A 26671-nucleotide genomic window follows, 5' to 3' on the forward strand; every position below is an offset into this window, starting at 1 on the left:
CAACCCGATGGCAAGGACAATCGGCCACCTCACCCCGCGTGACAGCCGGCTCACAACCGGTCCACCGGCCACGCGCCGATCAAAGACGGCCAGGGCAGAACGCTCAGCCACGACCAACCTTGTTTGACGCGTTTGCACAGGTCAGGGCTTCTATTCCGGCTGGGACCGCGCGGGCGCGCGGTTCGAGGACACGGTGACCGCCGGCCTCAATGCCGCGACGGGCGAGCCGGGCAGGCCAGGCGTCGAGGTGGAGCCCCGCGAGACGTGGCCGACGGGATTCGCCGCGGTCGGCGCGGAGCTCAAGGGACGTATCGCGCCGGGCGAACAATCCTTCACCGGAAGGACGTTGGGACGGCTGGCCGACGGCCGGGCCAATCGCCTCCGCCCGATACCCGCCGCACAGGCCGCGGACGGCAGTCCCGTCCTGCTCATCGACGATCTGCCGGACAGCGGCTGGACTCTCGCGGTGGCGGCACGGCTGCCGCGCAGAGCGGCGGCGGAGCAGGTATTTCCGCTGGTCCTTGCCGTTCAGACGGGGCATGAGGCATCAGGAGCCGCCTGAGTGGGCAGGGATATCACAGTCATTCCAGTGCATTCCCGTCAGCGGCGTCAATTGCTCGTTGCCGCATGCCCATACGCCAGAGAGAATTGGAACTGCCCCCCGCACGGCCCGATCGCGGTCCGCAAGGGTTGTGTCGCGGTGCATCACAGCCGACCCTGCCCGCTCTGTGGGCGCGTATGCGAAGGGAGGAACGTGACCTTCGGATTCGCTCCGTCCGCAGCCACTTCGATAACCACACCGGCCGACTCCGTCAGCCGCCTCGCCCGGATGCTGGAACCTGCCGAATGGGCAGCGGCGGGCATACCGCTGCTGCGCGATCCCCGGGAGGTCGTCAGCGGCCTGCACAGCCGGCACCGGCCGACTCCCTCGACCGCCGTCGTGGCCGTTCTCGACCATGAGGAACGGCTCGCAGCCAGCGCCTCGTTCGTCCCTCGCGAGGCGCCGGTGGACGGCTGGGAGTTCCGGAACGCTCTCCTGGCCCATCTGCGCCGTGTCATCCCGCACGATCTCCGCCGCCGCACACCCGTACGCACCGCCGTGCTGCTCTACTGCCGCGAGGGTGACGAGCGCTGGACAGAGGTGGACGGTGCCTGGATGTGGGGACTCCGGGACGCCTGCACCCTGCACGGGCTGCGGTGCGGCGCGTACATCACACTGACGCGCGGCGGCTGGCAGGTGCTGGGCGAGGGCCGTGGCGGCCGTCGGCCCAGCTCCGAGTCCCCGCCGGCCGATCTGGCGGAGACGACGGCCGATCCGCAACCGTCACCGCTGCGCAGCGGCGGCGGCGGTGCGGTGGAAGCGCTGCGGCGTACCGCCGCCCGCTGAACGGCCGCCGCGCACGTACGCCACAGCGGCCCGGCCGCCCCCGCACGGGCAGCCGGGTCACCACCGGGACGTACGACGTGCGACCGCGGCGGCGCACCAGGCGTCGGACGGCTCAGACACCCGCGCCGAGCACGGCGTTGATCCGCTCGGAGTCACCGCACACGACAAGCAGCGCGGATGCCCGCTCCCGGGCCAGGGGCAGCACCAGGGCGGCAGCGTCCTCACCGCCGCCGTTCACAGCCACGACCACGACGGGCCGGGACTGCGCGCGGGAGACAGCGGCGGCGTCGGCGAAGAACACGTCTTCGCGGGCGTCGTGCTGCGCCCAGTACGCGGTTTCGCCGAAGGACAGTTCATGAGTCGCCCACGGGTGCTGCTCACCGGTGGTGAGCACCAGGATGTCGCCCGGCGTCCGGCCGGACTCAAGCAGCAGGTCGACCGCCTCCTCGGCGGCATCCAGCGCCCCGTCCACCGGAGCGGGGACCAACTGGATCTGTGGTGCGGACGGCGTGGCCCCGGGTTTCTGAGGCTGCCCGGCCGAGCCGTGCGAGCGCTGCGCCGGTGGCGCGGGCCTCGCGGGACCGGGCCCCGGACGTCCGGGACGCGGTGTGGACGCGGAACGCGGCCCTGGCACGGGACGCGGACCGGGTACAGGACGGGGGGTCGGCGCGGTACGGCCGGTGGCCGGAGTAGCGCTGGGACCCTGGGCTCTCTCGTGAATCTGAGGCTCCTGGGGGATGAGAGGCATGACTGGATGTCTATCAAACACCGATGCGAAAGCCATCGGCGGGTTGGTGCATTTGTACCCATCCCTGAGGCCGGGAGGCACACAGGCCGGAGGGTTCACCGGATGTTTCAGAAATCGAAGCCGAGTTGGCCCCCGCTTTCCATCGCGCCGGCCTCCGCGGAGACCCGGACCTTCTTGAGGTGCCGCCACCGGGGCAGCGCGTCGAGATAGGACCACGAGAGCCGGTGGTGCGATGTCGGCCCCCACTCCTCAAGCGCCGCCTTGTGCACCGGCGAGGGATATCCGGCGTTGGCACCGAAGGCGAACGGGACACACGCCTCCGTCGCCGCGCCCAGTTCGGCCATCATCGCGTCCCTGCGGACCTTGGCGAGTACCGAGGCCGCCGCCACCGAGACACAGGACTGATCGCCCTTGATGACCGTGCGTACCTGCCAGGGCCCTCCCAGATAGTCGTGCTTGCCGTCGAGAATCACAGCGTCGGGCCGCACCGGCAGCGCGTCCAGGGCGCGTACGGCGGCGAGCCTGAGCGCCGCGGTCATCCCGAGGGCGTCGATCTCCTCCGGCGAGGCGTGCCCGAGAGCGTGCGAGGTGACCCACTCCGACAGTTCACCGGCCAGCTCCGTGCGGCGCTTGGGGCTGATCAGTTTGGAGTCGGTGAGGCCGGCCGGGGGTCTGCGCAGTCCGGTTACGGCCGCGCATACCGTGACCGGTCCGGCCCACGCTCCGCGTCCGACTTCGTCGACGCCAGCGATGATTCTGGCGCCGGTGGTCGCGCGGAGCGAGCGCTCGACGGTGTGCGTGGGTGGTTCATACGGCATGGCGCCAGTCAGATTACGCCGACCGGACGCCACGCGACAGACCGGGTACCTGCCGTCCCGCACAACGGCGTCCGGACGGGCCCGCGCGGAGGTCCTCAGGCGGTGTGAGCGTGCAGCAGAGGCACCATGACCTGATCGATCACCTCGGTGATCTCCTCGTCGCTCCATTCGCTCGCACACACCTTGGAGCGGTACATCATCAGGGCCGGAATCACATCGAAGAGCAGCTCTCCGGTGGCGTCCGGGCGTACGTCACCACGGCTGATCCCTCTGCTCACCACCTCGCCGAAGAGCCGCCTGGACGGTTCGATGACCCCGCTGAGAATCAGCTCGTGGAACCGCTCGGCGGTCGGCGAATCGCATTCATGAAGGACTGATCGGAGCGCGAAGCCGGGCCGCGAGTACATCGCGTCCCTCATCAGCTTGCACAGTTGGTAGAGGTCCTCCCGGACGTTCCCGTGGTCGGGCGCCTCGCCGAGGGTCGGCAGTCCGGCCCGCAGGGCGTCCTCGACGAGCTCCTCCTTGGACGACCATCGGCGGTAGACGGCGGCCTTGCCGGTCTGGGCTCCGGCGGCGACACCTTCCATCGTCAGGCCGTTCCAGCCGACCGTACTCAACTGCTCCAGCGCCGCGTCGAGGATCGCCCGTTCCAGCACGGGCCCGCGGCGGCGCAACGACACCGGCTGCGAACGAGCGGTGGCCGCAGAGCGCGAAGAAACCATCAGTAACTCTCCATCGGGGGGCGACACTCCGGGCGGCAGCGTCAGTGAACGCTTGCGTTCACTGACGGGGACTCACTACCGTGGACGAGACAGTGAACGGATGCGTTCACTAATTCACTTGTGGGGGATTCAATAGTGACAACCTCTCAACTCGAAACACTCGGCGGACCACCGGGCGCGGCCCGCCGGAGCGGGCGCCCGGGGATCGCCCTCGCCGTTATCGCGGCCTGTCAGCTCATGGTCGTACTCGACGCGACGATTGTGAACATCGCGCTTCCTCATATCCAGAACGCGCTCAGTTTCTCGACGACCGACCTCTCCTGGGTCCTGAGCGCCTACACGCTCACCTTCGGAGGTCTGCTGCTGCTCGGCGGCCGGGCCGGTGACATCCTGGGCCGCCGCCGGGTCTTCATGGCGGGCATCCTGCTCTTCACTCTGGCGTCCCTGCTGGGAGGCTTCGCCCAGGAGCCCTGGCAGTTGCTCGCCGCCCGTGCGCTCCAGGGCGTCGGCGGCGCGATCGCGTCGCCCACCTCACTCGCTCTGATCACCACCACGTTCGCCGAGGGGCCCGAGCGGAACAGGGCCTTCGGAGTCTTCGCCGCCGTCTCGGCGGGCGGCGGCGCGATCGGCCTGCTGGCGGGCGGAATGCTCACCGAATGGCTCGACTGGCGCTGGGTGTTCTTCGTCAACGTACCCATCGGTGTCCTGATCGCGGTCCTCGCACCGATGTACATCAATGAGTCACGGCGGCACCCGGGACGCTTCGACATATCGGGCGCCGCCACCTCCACACTCGGTATGGCGTCGCTCGTGTACGGATTCATCCGGGCCTCCGAAGAGGGCTGGCGGGACTCGCTCACCATCGGCTCGTTCGTCGCCGCGGTGGTGCTGCTCGCCATGTTCGCGCTGATCGAGTCGCGGGCGAAGGAACCCATCACACCGCTCAGGATGTTCGCCGACCGGAACCGCTCGGGCACGTACGTCATCATGCTGAGCCTTTCCGCCGCGATGTTCGGGATGTTCTTCTTCATCGTGCTGTTCGTGCAGAACGTCCTCGGGTACAGCCCGATCAAATCCGGCCTGGCGTTCATGCCCGTGACGGTCGCGATCATCGTGGGAGCGGGGCTGTCGCAGCGGTTCCTGCCGGTCCTCGGTCCCAAACCGTTCATGGTGACCGGCTCAGCCATCACCGGTCTCGGGCTGTTCTGGCTGACCCTCATCGGACCGGGCAGTTCATATCTGGGCGGGGTGCTCGGTCCGCTGACCCTCTTCGGCTTCGGCATGGGGCTGAACTTCGTCACCCTCACTCTGACCGCCGTCTCCGGGGTCGCACAGCACGAGGCGGGCGCGGCGTCCGGGCTGCTCAACGCGAGCCAGCAGGTGGGCGGTTCGCTGGGACTCTCGATCCTGGTCACCGTCTTCGGCACGGCGAGCCGTGACGAGGCGGAGAAGCAACTGCCGGCCTTCATGGCGGAGGCGAGCCCCGAGCAGAAGGCGCAGCTCGCCAAGACCCAAGAACTGCCGGGGCGCTGGGGCCACGAAGTGCTGACACAGGGCATCTCGACCGCGTTCCTCGCCGCGGTCGCCATGGTCGTCCTCGCGCTGCTGACCGCGACGCTGGTGATCCGGGTGCGCAAGAGCGACCTGGAGGCCCTCAGCGGCAAAGCGGAGGCTGCGGGACCGGTGGCGTAGGACGGCCCGGTCCACGCACCGCGGCGCGGGACCTTCGAGGGCTGTACGAGCCTGTCCGGTCACACCCTCGCGCGGGACGTGGCCGGACAGCTCAGCCCGGGACCGTGACAGTCAGCCGGGCACCGCGGGCACCTCGGTCACCGCGGGCACCTCAGCGGGGTACGGCATCCGACAGCCAGCCCGGCAACGCTTCCGTCCGCTCCAGCCACTGCCCGGGAGGTGCGCCGGTCTTCGTGACGGAGACCACTCCTCCGACGATGGCACAGTTCGTATCGACGTCTCCGCCCACCTGGGCCGTGGTCCAGAAAGCCCGCTCGAAGTCACCGAGCGCACGCGCCGCCGACCAGAGGGCGAACGGCACGGTGTCGTGCGCGCTCGTCCGCCGTCCGCGGCCGAGGACCGCGGCGACGGTGCCGGCATCGCCGTAGTCGAGCATGTCCCGCGCCCTTCGCAGCCCCGCTCCCACCGCGCTGCGCGGCACCAGCGCCACGACGCCGTCGAGCAGAGCCTCCGGCGTGGGAGGCCCCGCCGGGTCCGCGGCGAGCGCGGCCGCGGCCGCCACCGCCATGGCTCCCACCACGGCTTCGCGATGCTGATGCGTGGTGTACGCGGAGACCTCGGCCTGATGTGTGGCCTGTTCCGGATCATCGGCGTACCAGGCACCGAGCGGAGCGATCCGCATCGCGGCGCCGTTGCCCCACGAGCCCTGGCCATTGAAGAGTCCGGCCGCCAGCTCACGCCAGTCGCCGCCCTCACGGATCAGCCGGAGCATCCGGTTCACAGCGGGGCCGTAGCCGCGGTCGAAATCATGACGGCGGGCGAAGGAGTGCGCCAGGGCGTCCTGGTCGATACGGCCGTGCCCGGTCAGCACGGCCAGGACCGAGGCGGCCATCTCGGTGTCGTCGGTCCACTGCCAGGGGCCCGGCGGCAGTTCTCGCCGCTTCAGCAGTGGATAGTTCGAAGGTACGAAGAACTGGGAGCCCAGGGCGTCTCCCACGGACAGCCCGAGCAGGCTGGCCAAGGCGCGGTCGAGGCGCCGGTCGGTTGTGGAGTCAGCGGTCATCGCACTATCACTCTATCCGGTGATTCCATACGACTCAGGGACGCGCCAGCGGTCGAAAGGCCTGTCCAGGGTGTATTTGCCGTCCGCGCCAAGCTCCAGGACGCGTATCTCCCCGTTGTCGGGGTTCGACAGTGATTCGAACTCGGCCACCGACCAGTGGAACCACCGCATGCAGAACAGCCGCATGGTCAGTCCATGGGTCACGAGCAGCACATTCTCCGGCGAGTCCGGTGCCTCGAAGCTCCGGTACAGCGACTCCAGGAACGCTCCGACCCGGTCGTACACATCGGCGCCGGACTCGCCCTGCGCGAAGCGGTAGAAGAAGTGCCCGTACGCGTCGCGGTAGGTCTTCTGCAGCCGTACGTCCTCCCGGTCCTGCCAGTTCCCCCAGTCCTGCTCACGCAGCCGGGGCTCCTCCCGGATCCGGACCCGCTCCATGTCGAGGTCGAAGGCCCGGAGGGTCTCATGCGCCCGGCGGTACGGGGACACATAGACGCTGACCGGCTCCTGGCCGAACATCTCGCGCAGCCGTACACCGGTCTCCTCGGCCTGACGGCGCCCGGTCTCGGTGAGCCTCAGGGCATGATCGGGCTCACGTTCGTACACCGTGTCATCAGAATTGCCTTCCGACTCGCCGTGCCGGACAAGGACAATGCGCCGCGGTCGTGCCATGCCATGACCCTAAATCGGTCCGGATCCGGCCGTGCGGCCACCCGGCCCTCCCGCATCCATCCGGCGTAGCCGGTGGGCGAAACCGCGGCCGGGTGTCCACCGGGGCCCGGCCGGCCGAAGAGAGCCGACAGCTCAGACCGTCCAGGACGGTTCCAGGTCGACGACGTCTCCCGCCAGCGCCGCCACATCCGCGGCCGTCTGCGCGCGCAGCGTCAGCCGCTCCACCCGTTCGTCCCGGTATTTTCCGTGCTCGGCCGCCGACTGCCACATCGACAGGACGATGAACTCACGGCCCGGCGCCTCTCCGAACAGTCCGCGCACCATGCCCGGCGACCCCGCCATCGCGGGGTTCCACACCTTCTCCTGCATCAGCGCGAAATGCTCGACCCGGTCCTCGTGGACCTTGCAGTGCGCGATACGGACCACATCGGCGTCGGTGAATCGCGGCTCGAAGCCGGTTTTCACATCGAAGCGGTAGTCGAACAGTTTGACCTGCATGTCCTTGTACGACCCGGACTGTGCGGCGGCCAGCCGATCATACGAGCGCGCCATGAACGAGTCGTAGAACGCGCGGCTCTCCCAGAAGGCGAAGACGTGTGCCACCCCCGGCCGTGTCCTGCTCCATCCCCCGCTCTGCCCCCGGAACCCCGGCTCACCGAGCAACCCCGCCCATTTCCGCTGCCCGCGTTCGAAGCCTCGGCGGTCGATCACGGTGCAGCGAATCCACTTGACCAGCACCGCGCCATCGTACGGCGTGGAGCGTGGCATGGGTCATGCTCCGGCGGAGTGCGCCGGACGCACGCTCCCGTATCCCGCACCGCGCGTCCGGCGCCGAGGCGAGGCGGTCGGCTCCGGGCGCGAAGACAGCACAGCACACGACGCCGACAAGAGAGCGCGCCGGCCCGGTGGTGCGGCGAATATCAGCCAAGGTGGCGCCAACTGGACTGCTCCCGGCATGGGTTGTCGGTGCCCCGGTCTAGCCTTACGTAGGAAGGCTCGGAGATCGAGCCCGGTCTGTGAAGGGGGAAGACTGGTGAGCAGTCTCAACAGAGGGGTGGCGAAGGTCGAGGTCACGCTCAAATGGGACCCCAGTCCCCTGGGCGAGTCCGCGCACGACCTGGATGTCGTCGCCGCGACCTTTACATCGGACGACCCCACGGGCAAGCCCGCCTATCTGGTTTATTTCGGCAGCCGTTCACCGGACGGCACCATCACCCTGGACCGGGAGAGCCGGACCGGACAGGGCTTCGGCTCCGACGAGGAGATGACTCTGGAGCTGGACCGGCTCGCACCCGCCTACACCCGTGTCGTCGTGGGCGTGGCCATTCAGCAGCGGGACGGGCGGCTGACGTTCGGCGACATAGACAATCCCAGCTTCCGCGTCCTGGAGGGCTATACCGAGCTGGCGGAGTACGACTTCTCCGGTGTCACCGCCTCCACCGCTGCGACGGTCGCGGAGTTCACCAGGGACGCCGGTTCGGGAGCATGGCGATTCCGGGTGGCCGTCCGGGGATTCGACGCCGATCCGCAGTCGTTCGGCGCCCTGATGGGCGGCGCCTGATCCCCGAAGCCATACGCCGCGACGCCCCGAGGGGCGGCGAGCCTCATCGGCTCACCGCCCCTCGGAGAGTGGACTACTGCGGAACGGCTCAGCTGCAGCCGCTCGTGGAACCGCATCCTTCGCAGATGTAGCAGGACCCCGCCCGCTGCATCTTCGTGCCGCAGGAGAAGCAGAGCGGTGCGTCGGCGCTGATTCCGAGCTGCATTTCGACCAGCTCGGCCGAGGTGTGCGCCTCCTTGGGCGCCGGAACCGCGGCGACGGCCGGGCCTGCCGAGGACACCGCCTTCAGGGTCTCCGTCTGGCGCGGGGCGGACTGGGCCAGGATCTCGGCGTCCAGGTCGTCGTCCATGGACGGCTCGTAGGAACCGGTGTCCAGATGCCGCTGCCGCTCCTCGGCCGAGTGGATCCCGAGGGCCGAGCGGGTCTCGAAGGGCAGGAAGTCCAGCGCGAGACGGCGGAAGATGTAGTCGACGATCGACTGCGCCATCCGTACGTCCGGGTCGTCCGTCATACCGGCCGGCTCGAAGCGCATGTTGGTGAACTTGGAGACGTATGTCTCCAGCGGCACGCCGTACTGCAGACCGACCGAGACGGCGATCGAGAAGGCGTCCATCATCCCCGCGAGGGTCGAACCCTGCTTGGACATCTTGAGGAAGACCTCGCCGAGACCGTCGTCGGGATAGGAATTGGCGGTCATGTACCCCTCGGCGCCGCCCACCGTGAAGGAGGTGGTGAGACCCGGACGGCCCTTGGGAAGGCGCTTGCGGACCGGACGGTACTCGATGACCTTCTCCACCGCCTGGCGGATGGTGTCCTCGGCCTTCTCCGTGACCTGCTCCGCGACCTTCTCTTCCTTCTTCTTCGCGGAGAGCGGCTGACCGACCTTGCAGTTGTCGCGGTAGATCGCGAGCGCCTTGATGCCCATCTTCCAGGCCTCGAAGTAGACCTCTTCGACGTCCTCGACGGTGGCGGTCTCCGGGAGGTTCACCGTCTTGGAAAGCGCGCCCGAGATCCACGGCTGGATCGCGGCCATCATCCGGACGTGGCCCATGGCGGAGATGGACCGCTCGCCCATCGCGCAGTCGAAGACCTCGTAGTGCTCGGTCTTCAGGCCGGGCGCGTCGATCACATTGCCGTTCTCGGCGATGTGGGCCACGATCGCCTCGATCTGCTCCTGCTGGTATCCGAGGCGGCGCAGCGCCTGCGGAACAGTGCCGTTGACGATCTGCATGGAGCCGCCGCCGACCAGCTTCTTGAACTTGACCAGGGCGAGGTCGGGCTCCAGACCCGTGGTGTCGCAGGACATCGCCAGACCGATGGTGCCGGTGGGCGCGATGACCGACGCCTGGGCGTTCCGGAAGCCGTTCTTCTCGCCGAGGCGGAGGACGTCCTGCCATGCCTCCGTGGCGGCGGCCCAGATCGGGCTGTCCAGGTCGTCGACGCGGACGGCCACCGCATTGGCGTCCGAGTGCTGCTTCATGACGCGCTTGTGGGGCTCGGCGTTGCGGGCGTAGCCGTCGTACGGACCGACGACCGCGGCCAGTTCGGCGGAGCGGCGGTACGACGTGCCCGTCATCAGCGAGGTGATGGCGCCGGCGAGACCGCGGCCACCGTCGGAGTCGTACGCGTGACCCGTGGCCATCAGCAGGGCGCCGAGATTGGCGTATCCGATGCCGAGCTGCCGGAAGGCCCGGGTGTTCTCACCGATCTTCTGCGTCGGGAAGTCCGCGAAGCAGATGGAGATGTCCATCGCGGTGATGACCAGCTCGACGACCTTGGCGAAGCGCTCGGACTCGAAGGACTGCTTGCCCTCGCCGTCCTCCTTGAGAAACTTCATGAGGTTCAGCGAGGCCAGGTTGCACGAGGTGTTGTCCAGGTGCATGTACTCACTGCACGGGTTCGAGCCGTTGATCCGGCCGGACTCGGGGCAGGTGTGCCAGCGATTGATCGTGTCGTCGTACTGGATGCCCGGGTCGGCGCAGGCCCACGCAGCCTCGGCCATCTTGCGGAAGAGGGACTTGGCCTCGACCTCTTCGATCACATCACCGGTCATCCGGGCGCGCAGCCCGAACTTGCCTCCGGCCTCAACGGCCTTCATGAACTCGTCGTTCACCCGGACCGAGTTGTTGGCGTTCTGGTACTGGACGGACGTGATGTCGTCGCCGCCCAGGTCCATGTCGAAGCCCGCGTCGCGCAGGGCGCGGATCTTCTCCTCCTCCTTGACCTTGGTCTCGATGAAGTCCTCGATGTCGGGGTGGTCGACGTCGAGGATGACCATCTTGGCCGCGCGACGGGTCGCGCCACCGGACTTGATCGTTCCGGCGGAGGCGTCGGCGCCGCGCATGAAGGAGACCGGTCCCGAGGCATTGCCGCCGGAGGAGAGCAGTTCCTTGGAAGACCGGATCCGGGAGAGGTTCAGGCCGGCGCCGGAGCCGCCCTTGAAGATCATCCCTTCTTCCTTGTACCAGTCGAGGATCGAGTCCATGGAGTCGTCCACGGACAGGATGAAACAGGCCGAGACCTGCTGCGGCTGGGGCGTTCCGACGTTGAACCACACCGGTGAGTTGAAGCTGAAGATCTGGTGCAGGAGGGCGTAGGCCAGCTCGTGCTCGAAGATCTCGGCGTCCGCGGGCGAGGAGAAGTAGTTGTAGTCCTCGCCGGCCTTGCGGTAAGTCTTGACAATCCGCTCGATGAGCTGCTTGAGGCCGGTTTCACGCTGCGGAGTGCCGACGGCTCCGCGGAAATACTTGCTGGTAACGATGTTGACCGCGTTCAGCGACCAGAAGTCGGGGAACTCGACGCCACGCTGCTCGAAATTGACCGAGCCGTCGCGCCAATTGGTCATGACGACGTCACGGCGCTCCCAGACCACCTCGTCGTACGGATGCACGCCGGGCGTGGTGTGAATTCGCTCGATACGCAGACCCTTGCTGGCCCTGGTTCCCTTGGCTCGGGAACCTCGTGCCGGGCCGCTCGTCGTCTCTGTCATGCCGCCTCCCATATACGTACAAAAACGCCCTGAAGTGCCATGTTCTTCCCATGGCACGGGGTGTGTGTCTGATGCCTCGGATGCCCCTAGGAGCACCGCGACAGGTCTTTGTCGCCGCGGAGCGGCCCAGCGAAAGCCGGCCGGTCAGTCCGCGGCGGTGACGGGCACGGGGGCCTCATTGCCCTGGCCGACGCCGCATTCCTCCGAGGGTGGCCGCTCGCGCAGTTCCGCGATGGCCGTCTCGAAGTCCTCAAGTGAGTCGAACGCCCGGTACACGGACGCGAAGCGCAGGTACGCGACAAGGTCGAGTTCCTGGAGCGGGCCCAGTATGGCGAGTCCCACGTCGTGAGTGGTGAGCTCGGCACTCCCGGTGGCGCGCACCGCTTCCTCGACCCGCTGGCCGAGCTTGGCGAGAGCGTCCTCGGTGACCGGCCGTCCCTGGCACGCCTTGCGCACGCCGGAGATGACCTTGGTACGGCTGAAGGGCTCGGTCACCCCGCTGCGCTTGATCACCATCAGCGAGGCGGTCTCCACCGTCGTGAAGCGGCGGGAGCAGTCCGGACACTGGCGACGGCGCCGGATGGACGTCCCGTCGTCGGTGGTGCGGCTGTCGACGACACGGCTGTCGGGGTGCCTGCAGAAGGGACAGTACATGGCTCCCAACCCTCCTTCACAGCGCGACTGAATAGCCCCGTCAGGGCCCGGAAAGGGCCCCTCGAAGCGAGTCCCAGCATAGGCGATGGTCTCGCTCCGAAAAATCGGGGGACCACAACTTCTGGGTGGCCGCGACAATCCAACCACTAGATCTGGGGTTTGGCCGCATCCTAAGCCCGAGCGCGTGTCGCACGTCCGGGTGGGTACCCGGTGGCTTCGCGGGCCGGCCCGGAGAGTACGGGAGAGGCGCGGCGGACCGGATTCCGGACCCTCCGGTGGAAGACTGGGAACCGCCCCGGATCGCTTCGGCTCAGCGGCGAACGGTACCGTGAAGACGGTCGGCCACGACGCCCATAGGGCCCGGCCATACACCTACTGAGACGCTCACGTCAGATGCTCCGCGATTTTTCACTCGAACGTGTGTTTGGCGCAACCTTTCGAAAGCTACTACCGTTGTCCAGCTAGGGAGAACATTTCGAGAGGGGCCGACGTGACCACCACCGCAGACAGTGCCACCATCACTGCGCAGGACCGCTCCCAGAGCCGACTCGAGCCGGTGCATGCAATGAATCTGAATGACTCAGCCACGAACCCGGAGGGGCCCAAGCCCGGCCGTTCGCTGCCCGGCCGACCTCCAGGAATCAGGGCCGACAGCTCCGGTCTCACGGACCGGCAGCGGAGGGTGATCGAGGTCATCCGCGATTCCGTGCAGCGGCGTGGATATCCGCCCTCCATGCGGGAGATCGGTCAGGCCGTGGGCCTCTCCAGCACCTCCTCGGTCGCCCATCAGCTCATGGCCCTGGAGCGCAAGGGCTTCCTGCGCCGGGATCCGCACCGGCCGAGGGCGTACGAAGTGCGGGGTTCGGACCAGCCGAGCACCCAGCAGACGGATACGACCGGCAAGCCCGCCGCCTCCTACGTTCCGCTGGTCGGCAGGATCGCGGCCGGAGGACCGATCCTCGCGGAAGAGTCCGTCGAGGACGTCTTTCCTCTCCCCCGCCAGTTGGTGGGTGACGGAGAGCTGTTCGTCCTCAAGGTCGTCGGTGACTCGATGATCGAGGCGGCGATCTGCGACGGTGACTGGGTGACGGTCCGCCGCCAGCCGGTCGCGGAGAACGGCGACATCGTCGCCGCGATGCTGGACGGCGAGGCGACGGTCAAGCGCTTCCGGCGCGAGGACGGCCATGTCTGGCTGCTGCCGCACAACGCGGCATACCAACCGATCCCCGGCGACGAGGCGACGATCCTCGGCAAGGTGGTGGCGGTCCTGCGCCGGGTGTGACGACTCCGCCGGCTCCGACCGGGCCCCGGGACCTACTGCGCCGGTCCCGGGGCTCCCTTTTGCCGTCGGCTCCGCACATTGCCGGAACGCCCGAATACATCCCGTATGCGAGCGCTCCTCCGCCTTGCGACGCATCGCATCTGACGCCGCGCGCCGATCCACCAGGGATCACGGGACAGCCCCTAGCGTCCGTCCGCCTTGGCCACCTCATCGATCGACGCCAGAGACCGTCGTACCTGGTTACGGTCCGTCGTGTACCAGAAGTCGGGCAGCGAGGCACGCAGAAAACTGCCGTACCGCGCGTTGGCCAGTCTCGGGTCCAGGACCGCCACAACACCACGGTCGCCGCTCGCCCGCACAAGCCGTCCGGCGCCCTGGGCCATCAGCAGTGCGGCGTGCGTCGCGGCCACGGCCATGAACCCGTTGCCGCCGGCTTCCTCGACCGCCTTCTGACGCGCGCTCATCAGCGGGTCGTCCGGACGCGGAAACGGAATCCGGTCCATCACCACGAGCTGCGAGCTCGGACCGGGCACATCGACGCCCTGCCACAGCGAGAGTGTGCCGAACAGACAGGTCTTCGGGTCGGCGGCGAATGCCTTGATCAACTCGCCGAGCGTCTCCTCGCCCTGCAACAGGATCGGCGCGTCCAGCCTGCCGCGCAGTTCTTCGGCGGCGGCCTGGGCGGCCCGCATCGAGGAGAAGAGCCCGAGCGTGCGCCCACCCGCCGCCTCCACCAGTTCCGCCAGCTCATCCATCATGTCGCCGCGCGAACCCTCCCGGCCGGGCGTGGCCAGGTGGCGGGCGACATAGAGGATGCCCTGCTTGCGGTACTCGAAGGGCGAGCCGACATCGATGCCCTTCCACTGCGGAATGTCATCACCCTCCGTCCCTTCCGGCGCCAGACCGAGCGAGGCTCCCACACCGTTGAAGTCGCCGCCGAGTTTGAGTGTGGCGGAGGTGAGGACGACGGACCGGTCAGCGAAGAGCTTCTCCCGCAGCAGCCCCGACACGGAGAGCGGGGCGACCCGGAGAGACGCACCGAACCGGTCGTGCCGTTCGTACCAGACGACGTCGTACTCGGAGCCGTTGGCGATCCGCTCGGCCACTCCGTGGACGGCTTCGACAGAGGCCAGCGCCTGCTTGCGCACCACGTCCTCGTCCTGCACGGACTTGTCACGGGTAGAGCCCAGCGCCGAGATGACCGTACGGGCGGCGTCGCGCAGCGCCATCAGCGCATAGCCGAGATCCTCGGGAATCTCTTCCAGCCGCCCGGGAAGAGCCAGCTCCATCAGCCGCTCAAACGTCTCGGCGGCCGTCTGCAGCGCGTCCGCCGCCTTCTCGTTCACCAGCTTCGCCGAACGCCTGACGGCACGGTTGACCTGGCCCGGAGTCAGCTCTCCGGTGGCCACGCCGGTAACCCGTGAGACCAGCTCGTGCGCCTCGTCGACGATGAGCACCTCGTGCTGTGGAAGTACCGGCGCGCCTTCGATCGCGTCGATCGCGAGGAGCGCGTGGTTGGTGACGACGACCTCCGCGAGCTTGGCGCGCTCACGGGCCAGCTCCGCGAAGCACTCGGCGCCGTAGGCACACTTGGTCGCTCCCAGACATTCCCGGGACGAGACGGAGACCTGGGACCAGGCGCGGTCGGACACGCCGGGCGTCAGGTCGTCGCGGTCGCCGGTCTCGGTGTCATCGGCCCAGTCCCTCATCCTCAGCAGGTCCTGGCCCAGCTTGCTGGTGGGTGCGGCCGCCTCGAACTGGTCGAAGAGACCATCCTCCTCGTCCTGCGGCACTCCCTCGTGGAGACGGTGCAGACAGAGGTAGTTGGACCGGCCCTTGAGCATGGCGAACTCGGGACGTCTGCGCAGCAGGGGATGCAGCGCGTCGACCGTCCGCGGAAGGTCGCGCTCCACGAGCTGGCGCTGCAGCGCCAGCGTCGCTGTGGCCACCACGACCCGCTCTCCGTGCGCCAGAGCCGGGACCAGATAGCCCAGCGACTTGCCGGTGCCGGTGCCGGCCTGGACGAGCAGATGGGACGGGGCGTCGATGGCTTCGGCCACGGCCTCGGCCATGGTGACCTGGCCTGGCCGTTCCACACCGCCGACAGAGGCGACAGCGGCATGGAGGAGCTCGGGAAGTGATGGCTTCGTCATAGCCCGACCACCCTACGGGGCGACACTGACAACGGCGATCACTCTCCCGTCCGCACCACGGCCAGCGGGTTGGGAACCGTACCGTGCACAGCGGCGTGCGGCCGCTCGGAGCGGTCTCGGTATCCGTCGAGATGGAGGCGGTTGCGATTGAGACAGAGACGCTCGATACGCGGTGTGAGCAGGTCGAATGTCTCGAAGCGCTCCTTGGAGTCAGGAAAGCGGGCCTGATACCGCAGAATCTCCGCCTGGACGAGGGCCCAGAACTCCTCCTCCGGCACATCCAGCTGGTCCTGGCACAGCGGCGCGAGAAAGCGGAAGACACCGACGAAGAGCCCCGAATGGATGAACTGGGTGAGGAAGGCCGGCTCCTCGGTGAGAAGGATGTCCTTCACGGCTCTGGGCATCGTGTCGTGCTCGGGAAGCGGGCGGGCGCTGACATTCACGTCGTCGACGAAATCCTTGATCGCCAGGCGGACCGGCACGTCCTGGCCGTCGAAGACAACGATGGCGTTCTCGCCGTGCGGCGAGAAAACGGTCCCGTAGCGGTAGAGAAAATGCAGCAGGGAAGGCAGCAGGGCCGAGAAGAGGCGCTGGAGCCACACCGTGGGTGCGAGGCCCGAACGGGCGACGAGTTCCGCGGTGAAGGAACGTCCCTGCGGATCGGTGTGAAGCAGGGAGGCGAGCGTACGGGCGCGCTCGTCCGGGCCCAGCCGGGTCTGGAGCGGCTCGCGCCAGATCGCGCCGAGCAGCTCCTTGTACTGGTACGGGACCTCTGGGAGGTGGTCGTAGAGAGGGTGCTCGACCGTCACGGAGGCGACTTCGCCGAGCAGGATCACCCCGCACTCGTCCCGGAGAAACGGGTCCGCGTCGCGCAGTCCCTGGACCCACGCGGTGACGGCGGGAGCGGCGAGCGTGCGCTCGGTGGGGAGTCCGCGCCAGACCAGTGTGTTGAGGATGGACAGCGGGAGTTTGACCGTGTGCCGCTCGGGTCTCTCGATGTTGAGGAAGGTGCGGATGGACTGCTGTGGCAGCCGGAGGTCACCGTCGGTGGGGAGCGGAATGATCGCTCCCTTGGCTATGGCCGGTGCGTAGAGCCGCAGCAGCACCTCGTCCCACTGCCAGGGGTGCACGGGGAGGTAGAGGTAGGTGGCGGGATCGAGGCCCCGGTCACGGAGCACGGTGTCGAAGCGCTCACGTACCGGGGCGTCGAGCTCCAGGGCGTAGAGCGAGTCGGGGGCTTCCAGGGTGGCGACGCCCCGGTAGGTGGCGAGGGAGGTGCTGACCGCGATCCAGGGAAGCCTGGCCGGCGTGCGGGCCTCGGGTGACCAGCGGGCGGCGTCGGCGGCGGAGAACCCGATCCGGCCCTTGTTCAGGACGATCCAGGGATGTCCGGTCTGGTGTCCTTCGAGTGTGGCGTAGTCGAGATCGGCCAGGTGGGCGGCGGTGAGCGCGGTGTGGTCGAGCCGGGCGTCGGCGGCAAGGGTGATGGTGAGTTCACGGAGCAGATGGCCAAGGGTCTCGCCGTCGAGCGCCAGCAGACGGCGGGACATCAGCAGGAAACGCAAGGGGTCCGTGAAGGGTTCGCTCCGGCTCTCCATGGAGTCGGGATCGACGCGCCAACTGCCGTAGGCGCCGCGCGAGGCCCGGAAGGTGAGCGATTCGCCGTCGTCGAGCGTGAGGGCGTAGAGCCCGTCGGCAGCTCTCCGTACGGGCTCGATGACCTCCTCGTACGCGAATTCTCCGAGCAGTTTGGCGAGGAGGCGACCGGCCGCGCGGTCCCAGGCTCGCGGGTTCAGCTCGGGCGGGCAGAACAGCGCTGTCGGCTCGGCGGAGCCGGTGGAGTCATGGGCGGCGGCGGATTTCGGCACGAGGACTCCTCGGGATGGAACCGATGTGGATCGAGCGGTGTATGTAAGGCAGCGGATCGTTCACAGCAGGTCGCGAAGGGCGCGTTCGCGGACCAGGAGGGCGGCTCGCTTGTCGGGCAGGTCGACTTCCGCGGAGAGGCGGAAGCCGGCGCTGAGAAAGGCGGACACGGAGGGGGTGTTGCGCAGGTCGGGTTCGGCGATGACGCGTCCGCAGCGGGGACGGTGGTCGAGGACGAGGTCGGACACGGCTCTCAGCAGGGTGGTCCCGACTCCGCGGCCTCGGTCGGCGACACCGCCGACGAGGAGGTGGATCCCGGTGTCATGAGGGCGGGAGGGGTAGTGACGGGCGAGGGGATCGAGGTCGGCGCGGTAGATCTCCCAGTAGCTCATGGGAGTCCCGCCCAGTACACCGAGGCAGGGGACGCTGCGTCCGTCGCCGTCGAGCTGGGGACGCAGATGCGCGGCGGTGACGGCTTCCGGGCCCGCCAGTTCCCAGAAGGCGGCGACCGCCGGATCGTTCATCCAGCGGCTGATCAGCGGCAGATCACGCTCGATGCGTACGGGAACGAGCTGGAAGACACCGACGGAGGTGGTGACCGGCCCCCAGCCGGCGAGGGCGTCGAGCAGATCACCGTCGGGGGCGTCGCGGGGCATTGGCGGGAGAGCCGCGACGCCCTCTCCGAACAGCGCGCTGAGCTCCTCGGGCAGCCGCAGATCCAGGGTGTCCTCGGTGCCCCCTGCGCTATGCGGGGGGTGGCTCGTTCCGGTGCCGGTGCTCGCTTCGGCGGGAGGCATGCGGCGCTCTCCTCTCAGCAGTTCTGGCGATCGTGTTCGTTCAATGGCGAAGGGGATTGGTGATGGTGACGTAGACGGACTGGGTGTCGACGGGGCCGACGAGTTCATCGAGGCCGTGCAGCCGGGTGAGCAGGTTGGCCTTGCAGCGCAGGGTGGGGGCCTCCAGAAGCTGTCCGGGCAGTGGGGAGCCGAGTTCGGACGCGTTGGAGAGGAACTGACGGAAGGCGGCGATGAGGACGCGTTCGTCAGCGAGGTCCTGGGCGCCGAACGCCCCGATCAGGCCGAAGACGTTGTTGATGCCGAGGTAGTAGGCGAAGCGTTCGTCGGTCACCTCGTCGGAGACGAAGGTGTCGCTGGCCGAGCCGATACCGGGGAGGCGGCGTTGCAGGGAAGGACGGTGGGATTCACGGAAGTAGTAGCCCTGGTTGTCGCGGTAGCGGCCACCGACCGGCCAGCCATGAGCGTCGAGAACCACCAGGGTGTTCTGCTGGTGGGCCTCAAGGGCGATACCTGCCGTGCCGTCCAGCCAGAGTACTGGGCGTACGACATGGTCGAGATAGCGCAGAAACCACTCGGCGGCCACGGCGCCGGTGGGACGGCCGGTGTGGGCCGCGAGCCGGGAAATGATCTCGGCCAGGCGCGAATACACGCCGGCGCGGCCGGGATAGGGACGCGGAGCGGTCAGTGCGGCGATGCAGACGGCGTCGTCGCCGGGAGCGAACGGGTTGTGGCGCAGCATGACGTCGAGTCCGCTCACCGCTTCGCCGTCCGGGGTGTCCACGGCGAGCCAGGCGGGGTCGCGGACGATGTCGAAGGCCGGGTGTGCGGCCTGCCATTCCTTGGCGAGGCCGCTGCGCAGCAGCCGGTGGACCTCGACGCCCCTGTGGAGCTCCTTGCGGAGGTTCTCGCGACGGGAGTTGGTGATGCGCACGCCGAGGGAGAGTTTGAGCATGGCGGGGGCGCCGGAGCAGTGCACCGTACGGACCGAGGAGGTGGGTTGCCAGGGGGCTCCGTGGGGCCCGAGGTCGTGCAGGAGGCCGGCGTCGAGCAGTTCGGTGACAGCGGGGCGGTGCCTCAACTCACGGGCCTGCCAGGGATGAAGGGGCAGCGGGACCGTGTGTTCGGGAAGAGGGAGGTCTCCGAGGAGACGCGTCGTGAGGTGATCGGCGGGCACGACACGGCCCTGCTCGGTCCAGGCCGAGTCGGTGGCGAGTACGGACCGGTCGACGGCCATCCAGTGCAGCGGGAAGGAGCCGCGCAACTCGGGTGAGTACAGGCGGGCTTCCGCCTCGGAGAGTCCTTCCCGGCTCTTGGGTGTGGGATGGAGCGGGTGCCCGAGAAGGAGCGACTGCTCGGCGGTGAGGAAGAGGTCCGCACCCTGGGCCGCGTCGGGGTGGCGCCGGCGGTCGGTGATGAAGTCGGCCGTGTGGGCGACCGAGTTGGCGACTCTGCCGACGAGATCGGCGCCCTGGTGGCGGCCCGACTCGCGGCCGAGGAGCGCGGCGACGGTGACGGCGTCGGCCGCGGGAGCGTCCTGAGGGGCGCTCTCCAGGAGCGGCATGCCGAAGCGGTGCCAGCCCGTGGCCGACCAGTACCGGACGGGGACAAGGAGTGCGTTGCCGCTGGCGTCGAGCGGAATGCGCAGTACGCTGCCGCCGGGCCGGGGCAGGTTGTTCTCCCTGACCCAGCAGCGCAGCAGGTTCTCCACGGTTGCGGCGTCGGCCGCCCTGCTCGGATCCGGATGGTCGAGGTGGTCCTCCGCCGGGAGGCCGGCGGGTGGGTCCATGGCGGTCGCGACCTGTTCGTCGAGGCTGCTCGCGGGCTGCCGCGGCACTGTCACCCGCGCGACGGAGCGAGGGACGTGCGCCGGGTCCTGGCCCTGGTCGCGTCCTCGGACAGGGGTGGAGGAAAGACCGTCGGCCTTGGGCTCATCTGGTGCGGGTGTGGGGTTCACGGAAGGATTCCTCGCGGGGTGTCCGGGGTCAGATCGAGGGGCCGGTTTCTTTCCGGCTGAGCCTGGCGGCCTCGGCGGCGGCCAAGGCGTCGGCGAAGCGGTCGAGGACCGCCATGGCCTGTTCATCGGTGAGGGTGAGAGGAGGGAGGAGACGCACAACGGCGGACTGGCGCCCGCCGAGTTCGACGATGAGACCGCGGCTGAGGCATTGCTGCTGCACGGCCATGGCGAGAGCGGGATCGGGCGGCGCGGGGTCGCCGGCTTCCGGGGCGACGAGTTCCACGCCGATCATGAGGCCACGGCCGCGTACGTCTCCGATGCAGGCGTGATTCGCCGCGAGGCCCTGGAGCTGTCCCAGCATGCGCGCGCCGAGGATCGCGGCGCGGTCGGCGAGCTGGTTCTCCCTGACGTACGCGAGAGTGGCCGCGCCCGCCGCCATCGCGAGCTGATTGCCGCGGAAGGTGCCCGCGTGCGCTCCAGGACCCCAGCAGTCGAGGTCCGAGTGGTAGACGATCACGGCAAGCGGAAGGGAGCCGCCGATCGCCTTGGAGAGAACCATGACGTCAGGGGTGATCCCACTGTGCTCCACGGCCCAGAAGGTACCGGTCCGTCCAACTCCTGTCTGCACCTCGTCGGCGATGAGCGGGATCGACCGGTCGGCGGTGATCTCACGCATCCTGCGCAGCCAGCTGTCGGGGGCGGGGATCACACCGCCCTCGCCCTGTACCGGTTCGAGGATCATTCCGGCAGGGGCGGGCAGACCACCCTTGGGGTCGTCGAGCAGGTTCTCGGTCCAGCGGGCGGAGAGTTCCGCGCCACGCTCCCCGCCGATACCGAAGGGGCACCGGTAGTCGTACGGATACGGCAGCCGGGTCACCCGGACGTCCTCGGCACCGCCGGAGACGGCGAGGGCTCCGGCCGTCATCCCGTGGTAGGCGCCGGTGAAGGAGAGGAGTCCGCTGCGGCCGGTGGCGGTGCGGACGAGCTTGAGGGCCGCTTCAACCGCGTCGGTGCCCGCGGGGCCACAGAACTGCACTCGGGCGTTTTCGGCGAACTGCCGTGGCAGGGTGGCGAACAGCTCGGTGGTGAAGGCGTCCTTGACAGGTGTGGCCAGGTCGAGGACATGGAGCGGTGCACCCGAGTCGAGGACCTTTCTGATGGCTTCAAGGACCACGGGATGATTGTGTCCGAGCGCAAGCGTCCCCGCGCCGGAGAGACAGTCCAGATACCGTCGCCCGTCCGCTCCTTCGATGGTCAGGCCACGCGCGCGCACGGGCACGATGGGCAGTGACCTCGCGTACGTACGGGCCGCCGATTCGCGCAGGGCCTGGCGCCGGAGAATGCCTTCATGCGCGACGGTCGGCGCGCCCGGGGCTGGTTCGGTCAGGGCCACGTCTGTAGGTCCTCCCGCTGTCACAGGGTCAACTGCATGTCAGTACGGCGCTCAGCCGTCGAATGTTCGACGGTGAGCGGCAGCCTTGTCCCCCGTAGGTACAAACGACGCGGAGCGCCGCGAATCACGGGTACTCGGAAGATCGTTGAGCGCCGGAACCGCGGCCCTGCCGTGCGCCGTCCCCATCGGCAACGGCATAGTGGAGGCCGCGTCCCGCTCCGGGCACCGTGGCCGGGACGCGTCGAACCAGCTCTCCGTTCCCACCAGTTCCGATGTCCCCAGGGGGATCACGCCATGCGACCCATTCGTCCCACGCTCGCCGCACGCCGTGGGAGGAGCACCCGGCGCGGAATATCCCCCGCCCTTGCCGCGGCCTCGATCGCGGCGGCCCTCGCCCTGACCGCGACCGCCTGCGGGACGGGCGAGGACGTGTCGGCCAACTCAAGCGCGACGCCGGGCGGTTCGTACGACGGCAAGATCACGATTCCCGACGATCTCAAGGACCGGCTCAAGGATCGCGGGATCGATCTGGACAAGTGGCGCGGCGGCGAGTGGAAGAACTGGGACCGGGACAAATGGCTGCGTGAGGCGAGGGACTTCGTCAATCCGATCATCGAGGGCCTCTGGGACCAGGACCGGATGCGGGGCGCGGAGGAACCCGACAAGCCGGTGGCGGACCAGGACATCTCGGGTGATGAGGGAGTGACCGACCCGACCCCGTCACCGGTTGACGCGCAGGCGGTGACAACGCCGTACGGCGACAACGCGGCCGAGGCGGGGAAGCTGTTCTTCGACGGCCCCGAAGGGTCGATGGTCTGCTCGGCGACCGTGGTCGAGGACCCGGCCCACCCCGGCAAGTCCAACATGGTCTGGACCGCGGGCCACTGTGTGCACGCGGGCAAGAGCGGTGGCTGGTTCCGGAACCTCGCCTTCGTCCCCTCGTACAACAACAACGGCCTGTCGATGGCCGAGTTGGAAGGCGCGGCCAAGGACCAGGTCGCTCCGCACGGGGTGTGGTGGGCCGACTGGGCGCAGACCTCCGAGCAGTGGATCTCCCAGGGCGCCTCGACCGGCGGCCAGGGCGCTCCGTACGACTTCGCGGTGATCCATGTCACGCCGGAGAAGGGCAGCGGCGGCAAGTCGCTGGAGGAGATGGTCGGTTCGGCTCTGCCGGTGGACTTCAACGCTCCGGCCGCCCCCAAGATCGACAGCATGACCGCGACGGGTTATCCGGCGGCGCCGCCCTTCGACGGTCAGAAGCTCTTCCAGTGCCAGGACACGCCGGGCCGGCTGTCGCTGAATGCCGAAGACCCGACGATGTACCGCGTCGGCTGCACCATGACCGGCGGTGCGTCCGGCGGCGGCTGGGTCGCGAACGGCCGGGACGGCAGGCCCGTTCTGGTGTCCAATACCTCCATCGGCCCGGTCACGGCCGGCTGGCTGGCCGGACCCCGTCTCGGCGAGGTGGCCAAGAGCGTCTACGACGGCGTCAGCAAGAGGTTCGCGGGCCGGTAGTCCACCGGGGCCGCCACGTGCGGATGCCGTGGGGCCTCCGGCGCATCGCCGGAGGCTTCCGACACGAGATCCGTATGTCCACCGCCGGCCTCCCGGCAACGGCCCGGTCCGGCACAAGCGGCACAGCGCGACGGCCCGCCCCTCACATGGAGAGGCGGGCCGTCGCGTCATACGTACGGTCTGCGAACGCGCCGGTCAGCGGGCCACCGGCACATACGGAGCGAGCGCCGCGGCCAGCTCCTCATGGACACGCGCCTTGAGCACCGTGCCCTCCGGAGTGTGTTCCTCGGACAGCACCTCACCCTCGGCATGCACCCGCGAGACCAGCCCGCCCTGCGTGTAGGGCAGAAGCACCTCGACCTCCACCTCGGGCCGGGGCAGCTCCTCGTCGATGAGCGCGAGCAGCTCGCCGATGCCCTTGCCCGTACGCGCGGAGACGGCGATCGCGTACCGCTCCGCGCGCAGCAGCCGCTGCAGGACCAGCGGGTCCGCCGCGTCCGCCTTGTTGATCACAACGATCTCGCGTACGTTCACCGCGCCGACGTCGCGAATCACCTCGCGTACAGCGGCCAGCTGCTCCTCCGGCGCGGGATGCGAGCCGTCCACCACATGCAGGATCAGATCGGAGTCACCGACCTCTTCCATCGTCGAGCGGAACGCCTCGACGAGATGGTGCGGCAGATGGCGGACGAAGCCGACCGTGTCCGCCAGCGTGTAGAGACGGCCGCCCGGTGTCTCGGCCCGGCGGACGGTGGGATCGAGCGTCGCGAACAGCGCGTTCTCCACCAGCACGCCCGCGCCGGTGAGCCTGTTGAGCAGAGACGACTTGCCGGCGTTGGTGTATCCGGCGATCGCGACGGACGGCACCTTGTGTCGCCGCCGCTCCTGCCGCTTGATCTCGCGGCCGGTCTTCATCTCCGCGATCTCCCGGCGCATCTTCGCCATCTTCTCGCGGATCCGCCGACGGTCCGTCTCGATCTTTGTCTCACCGGGACCACGGGTGGCCATGCCGCCACCGCCGCCGCCACCCATCTGCCGGGACAGCGACTGACCCCAGCCGCGCAGCCTCGGCAGCATGTACTGCATCTGGGCCAGCGCGACCTGGGCCTTGCCCTCCCGGGACTTGGCGTGCTGGGCAAAGATGTCCAGGATCAGGGCCGTACGGTCGACCACCTTGACCTTGACGACGTCTTCGAGGTGGATCAACTGGCCGGGGCTCAGCTCACCGTCGCAGACGACGGTGTCGGCGCCGCTCTCCAGCACGATGTCCCGCAGCTCCTGTGCCTTGCCGGAGCCGATATAGGTGGCCGGATCGGGCTTGTCACGGCGCTGGATCACACCGTCGAGCACCAGCGCGCCCGCCGTCTCGGCGAGCGCCGCCAGCTCCGCGAGGGAGTTCTCCGCGTCCTGCACGGTACCCGAGGTCCATACGCCGACCAGCACCACGCGCTCAAGGCGCAACTGCCGGTACTCGACCTCGGTGACGTCTTCGAGCTCGGTGGACAGTCCCACCACACGCCGCAGCGCGGCTCGCTCGGAGCGGTCGAACTGGTCGCCGTCCCGCTCTCCGTCGATCTCGTGGCTCCAGGCGACGTCCTCTTCCATCAGGGCATCGGCCCGAAGGCTTTCCGTGCGGGGTTCCGCGAAGTGCTGCGCGTCCTGGGAAGGGGAGGAAGAGGAGGTCATTGGATCCTTACGTCGAAGAGATTTCCGATACAGCAGTCACAACGCGTGACGGCCGGAATTGATTCCCGGCCGCGTTGCCGACTTGTCGATGGTGACATGGTTCGGACCGGCCGTCACTCGGGTTTCATCCTCCGTTCCCGGGGCGTGTCACGGCCTCCGGCCGAGGCTGCGGCTCCCGGGCTGCGGGGTGGTGCGGGGCCTTCTGTGCCGGGCCCTGCTTCGCGGGCACCGGGTCGCTCCGCCAGTCCGCGTGGCCTGGCATCGGCGGCGTTTTCCGACCGTACAGCCATGCCGTGAAGAAAGCGGACAAGTCACGGCCGGTGATGTCCGACGCCAGTGAGGTGAACTCCGCGGTGGTCGCCGTCCCGTCACGGTGATCCCGCACCCAGTCCCGTTCCAGCCGCTGGAAGGCCGCCTCTCCCATCTCCTCCCGCAGCGCGTACAGCACCAGAGCGCTGCCGTCGTACACCACGGGCCGGAAGAGGCTGATCTGGTGCCCGGGCGTCGGCGGCTCGGGAGCCGCCGGAGGACCGCCGGCGGCCCGCCAGCCGTCGGACCGGCGATATGCCTCCCGCATCCGCGTCTCCATCGGCTTCTTGGCGTGCTCCTGCGCGTACTGCGCCTCGTACCAGGTGGCATGTCCTTCGTTGAGCCAGAGATCGGACCAGTTACGTGGCGAGACGCTGTTGCCGAACCACTGGTGGGCCAGCTCGTGGACCATGACCGAGTCGACGTACCACTCGGGATACTCGGGACGGGTGAACAGCGAGCGCTCGAAGAGTGAGAGCGTCTGTGTCTCCAGTTCGAAGCCCGTGTCGGCGCCGGCGATCAGCACGCCATATGTCTCGAAGGGATACGGGCCCACCTGCTGCTTCATCCACCGTAGCTGCGCGGGTGTCTTCTTGAGCCAGCGCTCCAGCTTCTCGCGGTCCGCGGCCGGCACCACGTCGCGGACGGGCAGGCCGTCCGGCCCCGCACGGTGGACCACGGCCGAATGGCCGATGGAGACCTGTGCCAGTTCGGTGGCCATGGGATGACGGCCGCGATAGGTCCAGGTGGTCGTTCCACCGTTGCTGGTTCTCGCCTCCGGCAGGCCGTTGGCGACCACGGTCAGGGCGTCGGGCGCGGTGACGCGAAAGGTGAAGTACGCCTTGTCGGCCGGATGGTCGTTGCCGGGGAAGACACGGTGCGCCGCGTCGGCCTGATTGGCCATCGCCAGCCCGTCGGCGGTCCGCAGCCAGCCGCCGCCCCGTCCGGTCGGGTCGCTGGTGTGCGTGACGGTGATCCGCATCCGCGTTCCCGCGTCGACCGCCGCGGCCGGAGTGACCACCAGGTCCTCACCGGCCGTCGCGAACCGTGCCGGTGCGCCGTTGACCTCGACCGACCGGACCACACCGTGCGTGAAGTCGAGGTTGATCCGCTCCAGCCGCTCGGTCGTCAGAGCGTTGATCTTGGTGATGGCGTCCAGCGGTTTGCTGTTGGCACCGTGATAGGTGAAATCGAGGTCATACGTGAGGACGTCGTAGCCGGGATTGCCCAGCTGCGGAAAGAGCGGATCGCCGATGCCGAGTGGCACGGGCGCGGGCAGAGTCGCGGCGACAAGGGTGGCCGAGGCGGCGGCCAGCAGTGCGGCGCGCAGTCGGCGGGACGTGAGCAGCATGAGCCACCGCTACCAGCGTCTGCCCCGCCCAGTGCGGCGGCGCGCTCCGTTCCCACTCG

The 26671-nt window shown here is 68.7% G+C and carries 20 protein-coding genes and 1 pseudogene; 6 read left to right on the top strand and 15 right to left on the bottom strand.

What is annotated here, in order from left to right:
• Nucleotides 1-169 precede the first annotated feature (169 nt).
• Together PV679_RS15260 and PV679_RS15265 are read left to right on the top strand one after the other, a co-directional pair.
• Nucleotides 170-562: pseudogene (locus PV679_RS15260) on the top strand (hypothetical protein); the annotation flags it as partial.
• Nucleotides 563-754: 192 nt separating this feature from the next.
• Nucleotides 755-1387: a hypothetical protein gene (locus PV679_RS15265; protein ID WP_319680763.1), complete on the top strand. Its 633-nt coding sequence runs from the start codon at nt 755-757 to the stop codon at nt 1385-1387.
• A gap of 112 nt (nt 1388-1499) precedes the next feature.
• Here the strand turns inward: PV679_RS15265 and PV679_RS15270 are convergent, their stop codons facing one another.
• From PV679_RS15270 to PV679_RS15280, 3 genes are all read right to left on the bottom strand, one after another.
• Complete coding sequence (locus tag PV679_RS15270) at nt 1500-2135, bottom strand: hypothetical protein (RefSeq protein WP_319680764.1); 636 nt, start codon at nt 2133-2135, stop codon at nt 1500-1502.
• Nucleotides 2136-2242: 107 nt separating this feature from the next.
• A complete protein-coding gene (locus PV679_RS15275; RefSeq protein WP_319680765.1) occupies nt 2243-2953 on the bottom strand; it encodes a ribonuclease HII in 711 nt (236 codons plus the stop codon).
• A 95-nt stretch (nt 2954-3048) separates the two neighbouring features.
• On the bottom strand, nt 3049-3675 hold the full coding sequence (locus tag PV679_RS15280; protein WP_319680766.1) for a TetR/AcrR family transcriptional regulator: 627 nt from the start codon (nt 3673-3675) through the stop codon (nt 3049-3051).
• Nucleotides 3676-3810: 135 nt separating this feature from the next.
• Between PV679_RS15280 and PV679_RS15285 the strand changes: the two genes are divergently transcribed.
• Nucleotides 3811-5367 carry an MFS transporter gene (locus tag PV679_RS15285; protein ID WP_319680767.1) on the top strand — a complete coding sequence of 519 codons (1557 nt, stop codon included), beginning with the start codon at nt 3811-3813 and terminating at the stop codon, nt 5365-5367.
• A gap of 151 nt (nt 5368-5518) precedes the next feature.
• Here PV679_RS15285 and PV679_RS15290 read toward each other — a convergent pair whose 3' ends face one another.
• The 3 genes from PV679_RS15290 to PV679_RS15300 all read right to left on the bottom strand — a co-directional run bounded on the left by PV679_RS15290 (nt 5519) and on the right by PV679_RS15300 (nt 7840).
• Entirely contained in the window at nt 5519-6430 is a 912-nt protein-coding gene (locus tag PV679_RS15290; protein ID WP_319680768.1) for an ADP-ribosylglycohydrolase family protein, read from the bottom strand.
• Nucleotides 6431-6442: 12 nt separating this feature from the next.
• Nucleotides 6443-7102, bottom strand: coding sequence for a histidine phosphatase family protein (locus tag PV679_RS15295; protein WP_319680769.1), 660 nt, complete (start codon nt 7100-7102; stop codon nt 6443-6445).
• Between the two features lie 132 nt (nt 7103-7234).
• The gene (locus tag PV679_RS15300) at nt 7235-7840 is read right to left on the bottom strand and encodes a YdbC family protein (RefSeq protein WP_319680818.1); all 606 of its coding nucleotides are present in this window, start codon (nt 7838-7840) and stop codon (nt 7235-7237) included.
• A 295-nt stretch (nt 7841-8135) separates the two neighbouring features.
• Between PV679_RS15300 and PV679_RS15305 the strand changes: the two genes are divergently transcribed.
• The gene (locus PV679_RS15305) at nt 8136-8663 is read left to right on the top strand and encodes a TerD family protein (RefSeq protein WP_319680770.1); all 528 of its coding nucleotides are present in this window, start codon (nt 8136-8138) and stop codon (nt 8661-8663) included.
• 88 nt (nt 8664-8751) lie between these two features.
• Here the strand turns inward: PV679_RS15305 and PV679_RS15310 are convergent, their stop codons facing one another.
• Together PV679_RS15310 and nrdR are read right to left on the bottom strand one after the other, a co-directional pair.
• Complete coding sequence (locus PV679_RS15310) at nt 8752-11652, bottom strand: vitamin B12-dependent ribonucleotide reductase (RefSeq protein WP_319680771.1); 2901 nt, start codon at nt 11650-11652, stop codon at nt 8752-8754.
• A 144-nt stretch (nt 11653-11796) separates the two neighbouring features.
• Nucleotides 11797-12306: a transcriptional regulator NrdR gene (gene nrdR, locus PV679_RS15315; protein WP_319680772.1), complete on the bottom strand. Its 510-nt coding sequence runs from the start codon at nt 12304-12306 to the stop codon at nt 11797-11799.
• A gap of 490 nt (nt 12307-12796) precedes the next feature.
• On the opposite strand from nrdR, the gene lexA reads away from it, so the two are divergent.
• Nucleotides 12797-13588: a transcriptional repressor LexA gene (gene lexA / locus PV679_RS15320; RefSeq protein WP_319680773.1), complete on the top strand. Its 792-nt coding sequence runs from the start codon at nt 12797-12799 to the stop codon at nt 13586-13588.
• A 182-nt stretch (nt 13589-13770) separates the two neighbouring features.
• On the opposite strand, the gene PV679_RS15325 is transcribed toward lexA, so the two are convergent.
• The 5 genes from PV679_RS15325 to PV679_RS15345 are packed head-to-tail and all read right to left on the bottom strand — an operon-like array spanning nt 13771 to nt 21751.
• Complete coding sequence (locus PV679_RS15325; protein WP_319680775.1) at nt 13771-15741, bottom strand: ATP-dependent DNA helicase; 1971 nt, start codon at nt 15739-15741, stop codon at nt 13771-13773.
• Between the two features lie 38 nt (nt 15742-15779).
• Complete coding sequence (locus PV679_RS15330) at nt 15780-17609, bottom strand: IucA/IucC family siderophore biosynthesis protein (RefSeq protein ID WP_319680776.1); 1830 nt, start codon at nt 17607-17609, stop codon at nt 15780-15782.
• A gap of 60 nt (nt 17610-17669) precedes the next feature.
• Complete coding sequence (locus PV679_RS15335; protein ID WP_319680777.1) at nt 17670-18404, bottom strand: GNAT family N-acetyltransferase; 735 nt, start codon at nt 18402-18404, stop codon at nt 17670-17672.
• Between the two features lie 40 nt (nt 18405-18444).
• Nucleotides 18445-20358: an IucA/IucC family protein gene (locus PV679_RS15340; RefSeq protein ID WP_319680778.1), complete on the bottom strand. Its 1914-nt coding sequence runs from the start codon at nt 20356-20358 to the stop codon at nt 18445-18447.
• Between the two features lie 28 nt (nt 20359-20386).
• Nucleotides 20387-21751 carry a diaminobutyrate--2-oxoglutarate transaminase family protein gene (locus PV679_RS15345; protein ID WP_319680779.1) on the bottom strand — a complete coding sequence of 455 codons (1365 nt, stop codon included), beginning with the start codon at nt 21749-21751 and terminating at the stop codon, nt 20387-20389.
• A gap of 294 nt (nt 21752-22045) precedes the next feature.
• On the opposite strand from PV679_RS15345, the gene PV679_RS15350 reads away from it, so the two are divergent.
• Nucleotides 22046-23266, top strand: a complete 1221-nt coding sequence (locus tag PV679_RS15350) for a hypothetical protein (RefSeq protein WP_319680780.1) — start codon at nt 22046-22048, stop codon at nt 23264-23266.
• A gap of 195 nt (nt 23267-23461) precedes the next feature.
• Here the strand turns inward: PV679_RS15350 and hflX are convergent, their stop codons facing one another.
• Both hflX and PV679_RS15360 read right to left on the bottom strand, forming a co-directional pair.
• A complete protein-coding gene (gene hflX / locus PV679_RS15355) occupies nt 23462-24952 on the bottom strand; it encodes a GTPase HflX (protein WP_319680781.1) in 1491 nt (496 codons plus the stop codon).
• A 124-nt stretch (nt 24953-25076) separates the two neighbouring features.
• Entirely contained in the window at nt 25077-26612 is a 1536-nt protein-coding gene (locus PV679_RS15360; protein ID WP_319680782.1) for a M1 family metallopeptidase, read from the bottom strand.
• Nucleotides 26613-26671 lie beyond the last annotated feature (59 nt).

The sequence above is a fragment of the Streptomyces sp. AK02-01A genome, assembly GCF_033795305.1.
GTDB lineage: Bacteria > Actinomycetota > Actinomycetes > Streptomycetales > Streptomycetaceae > Streptomyces.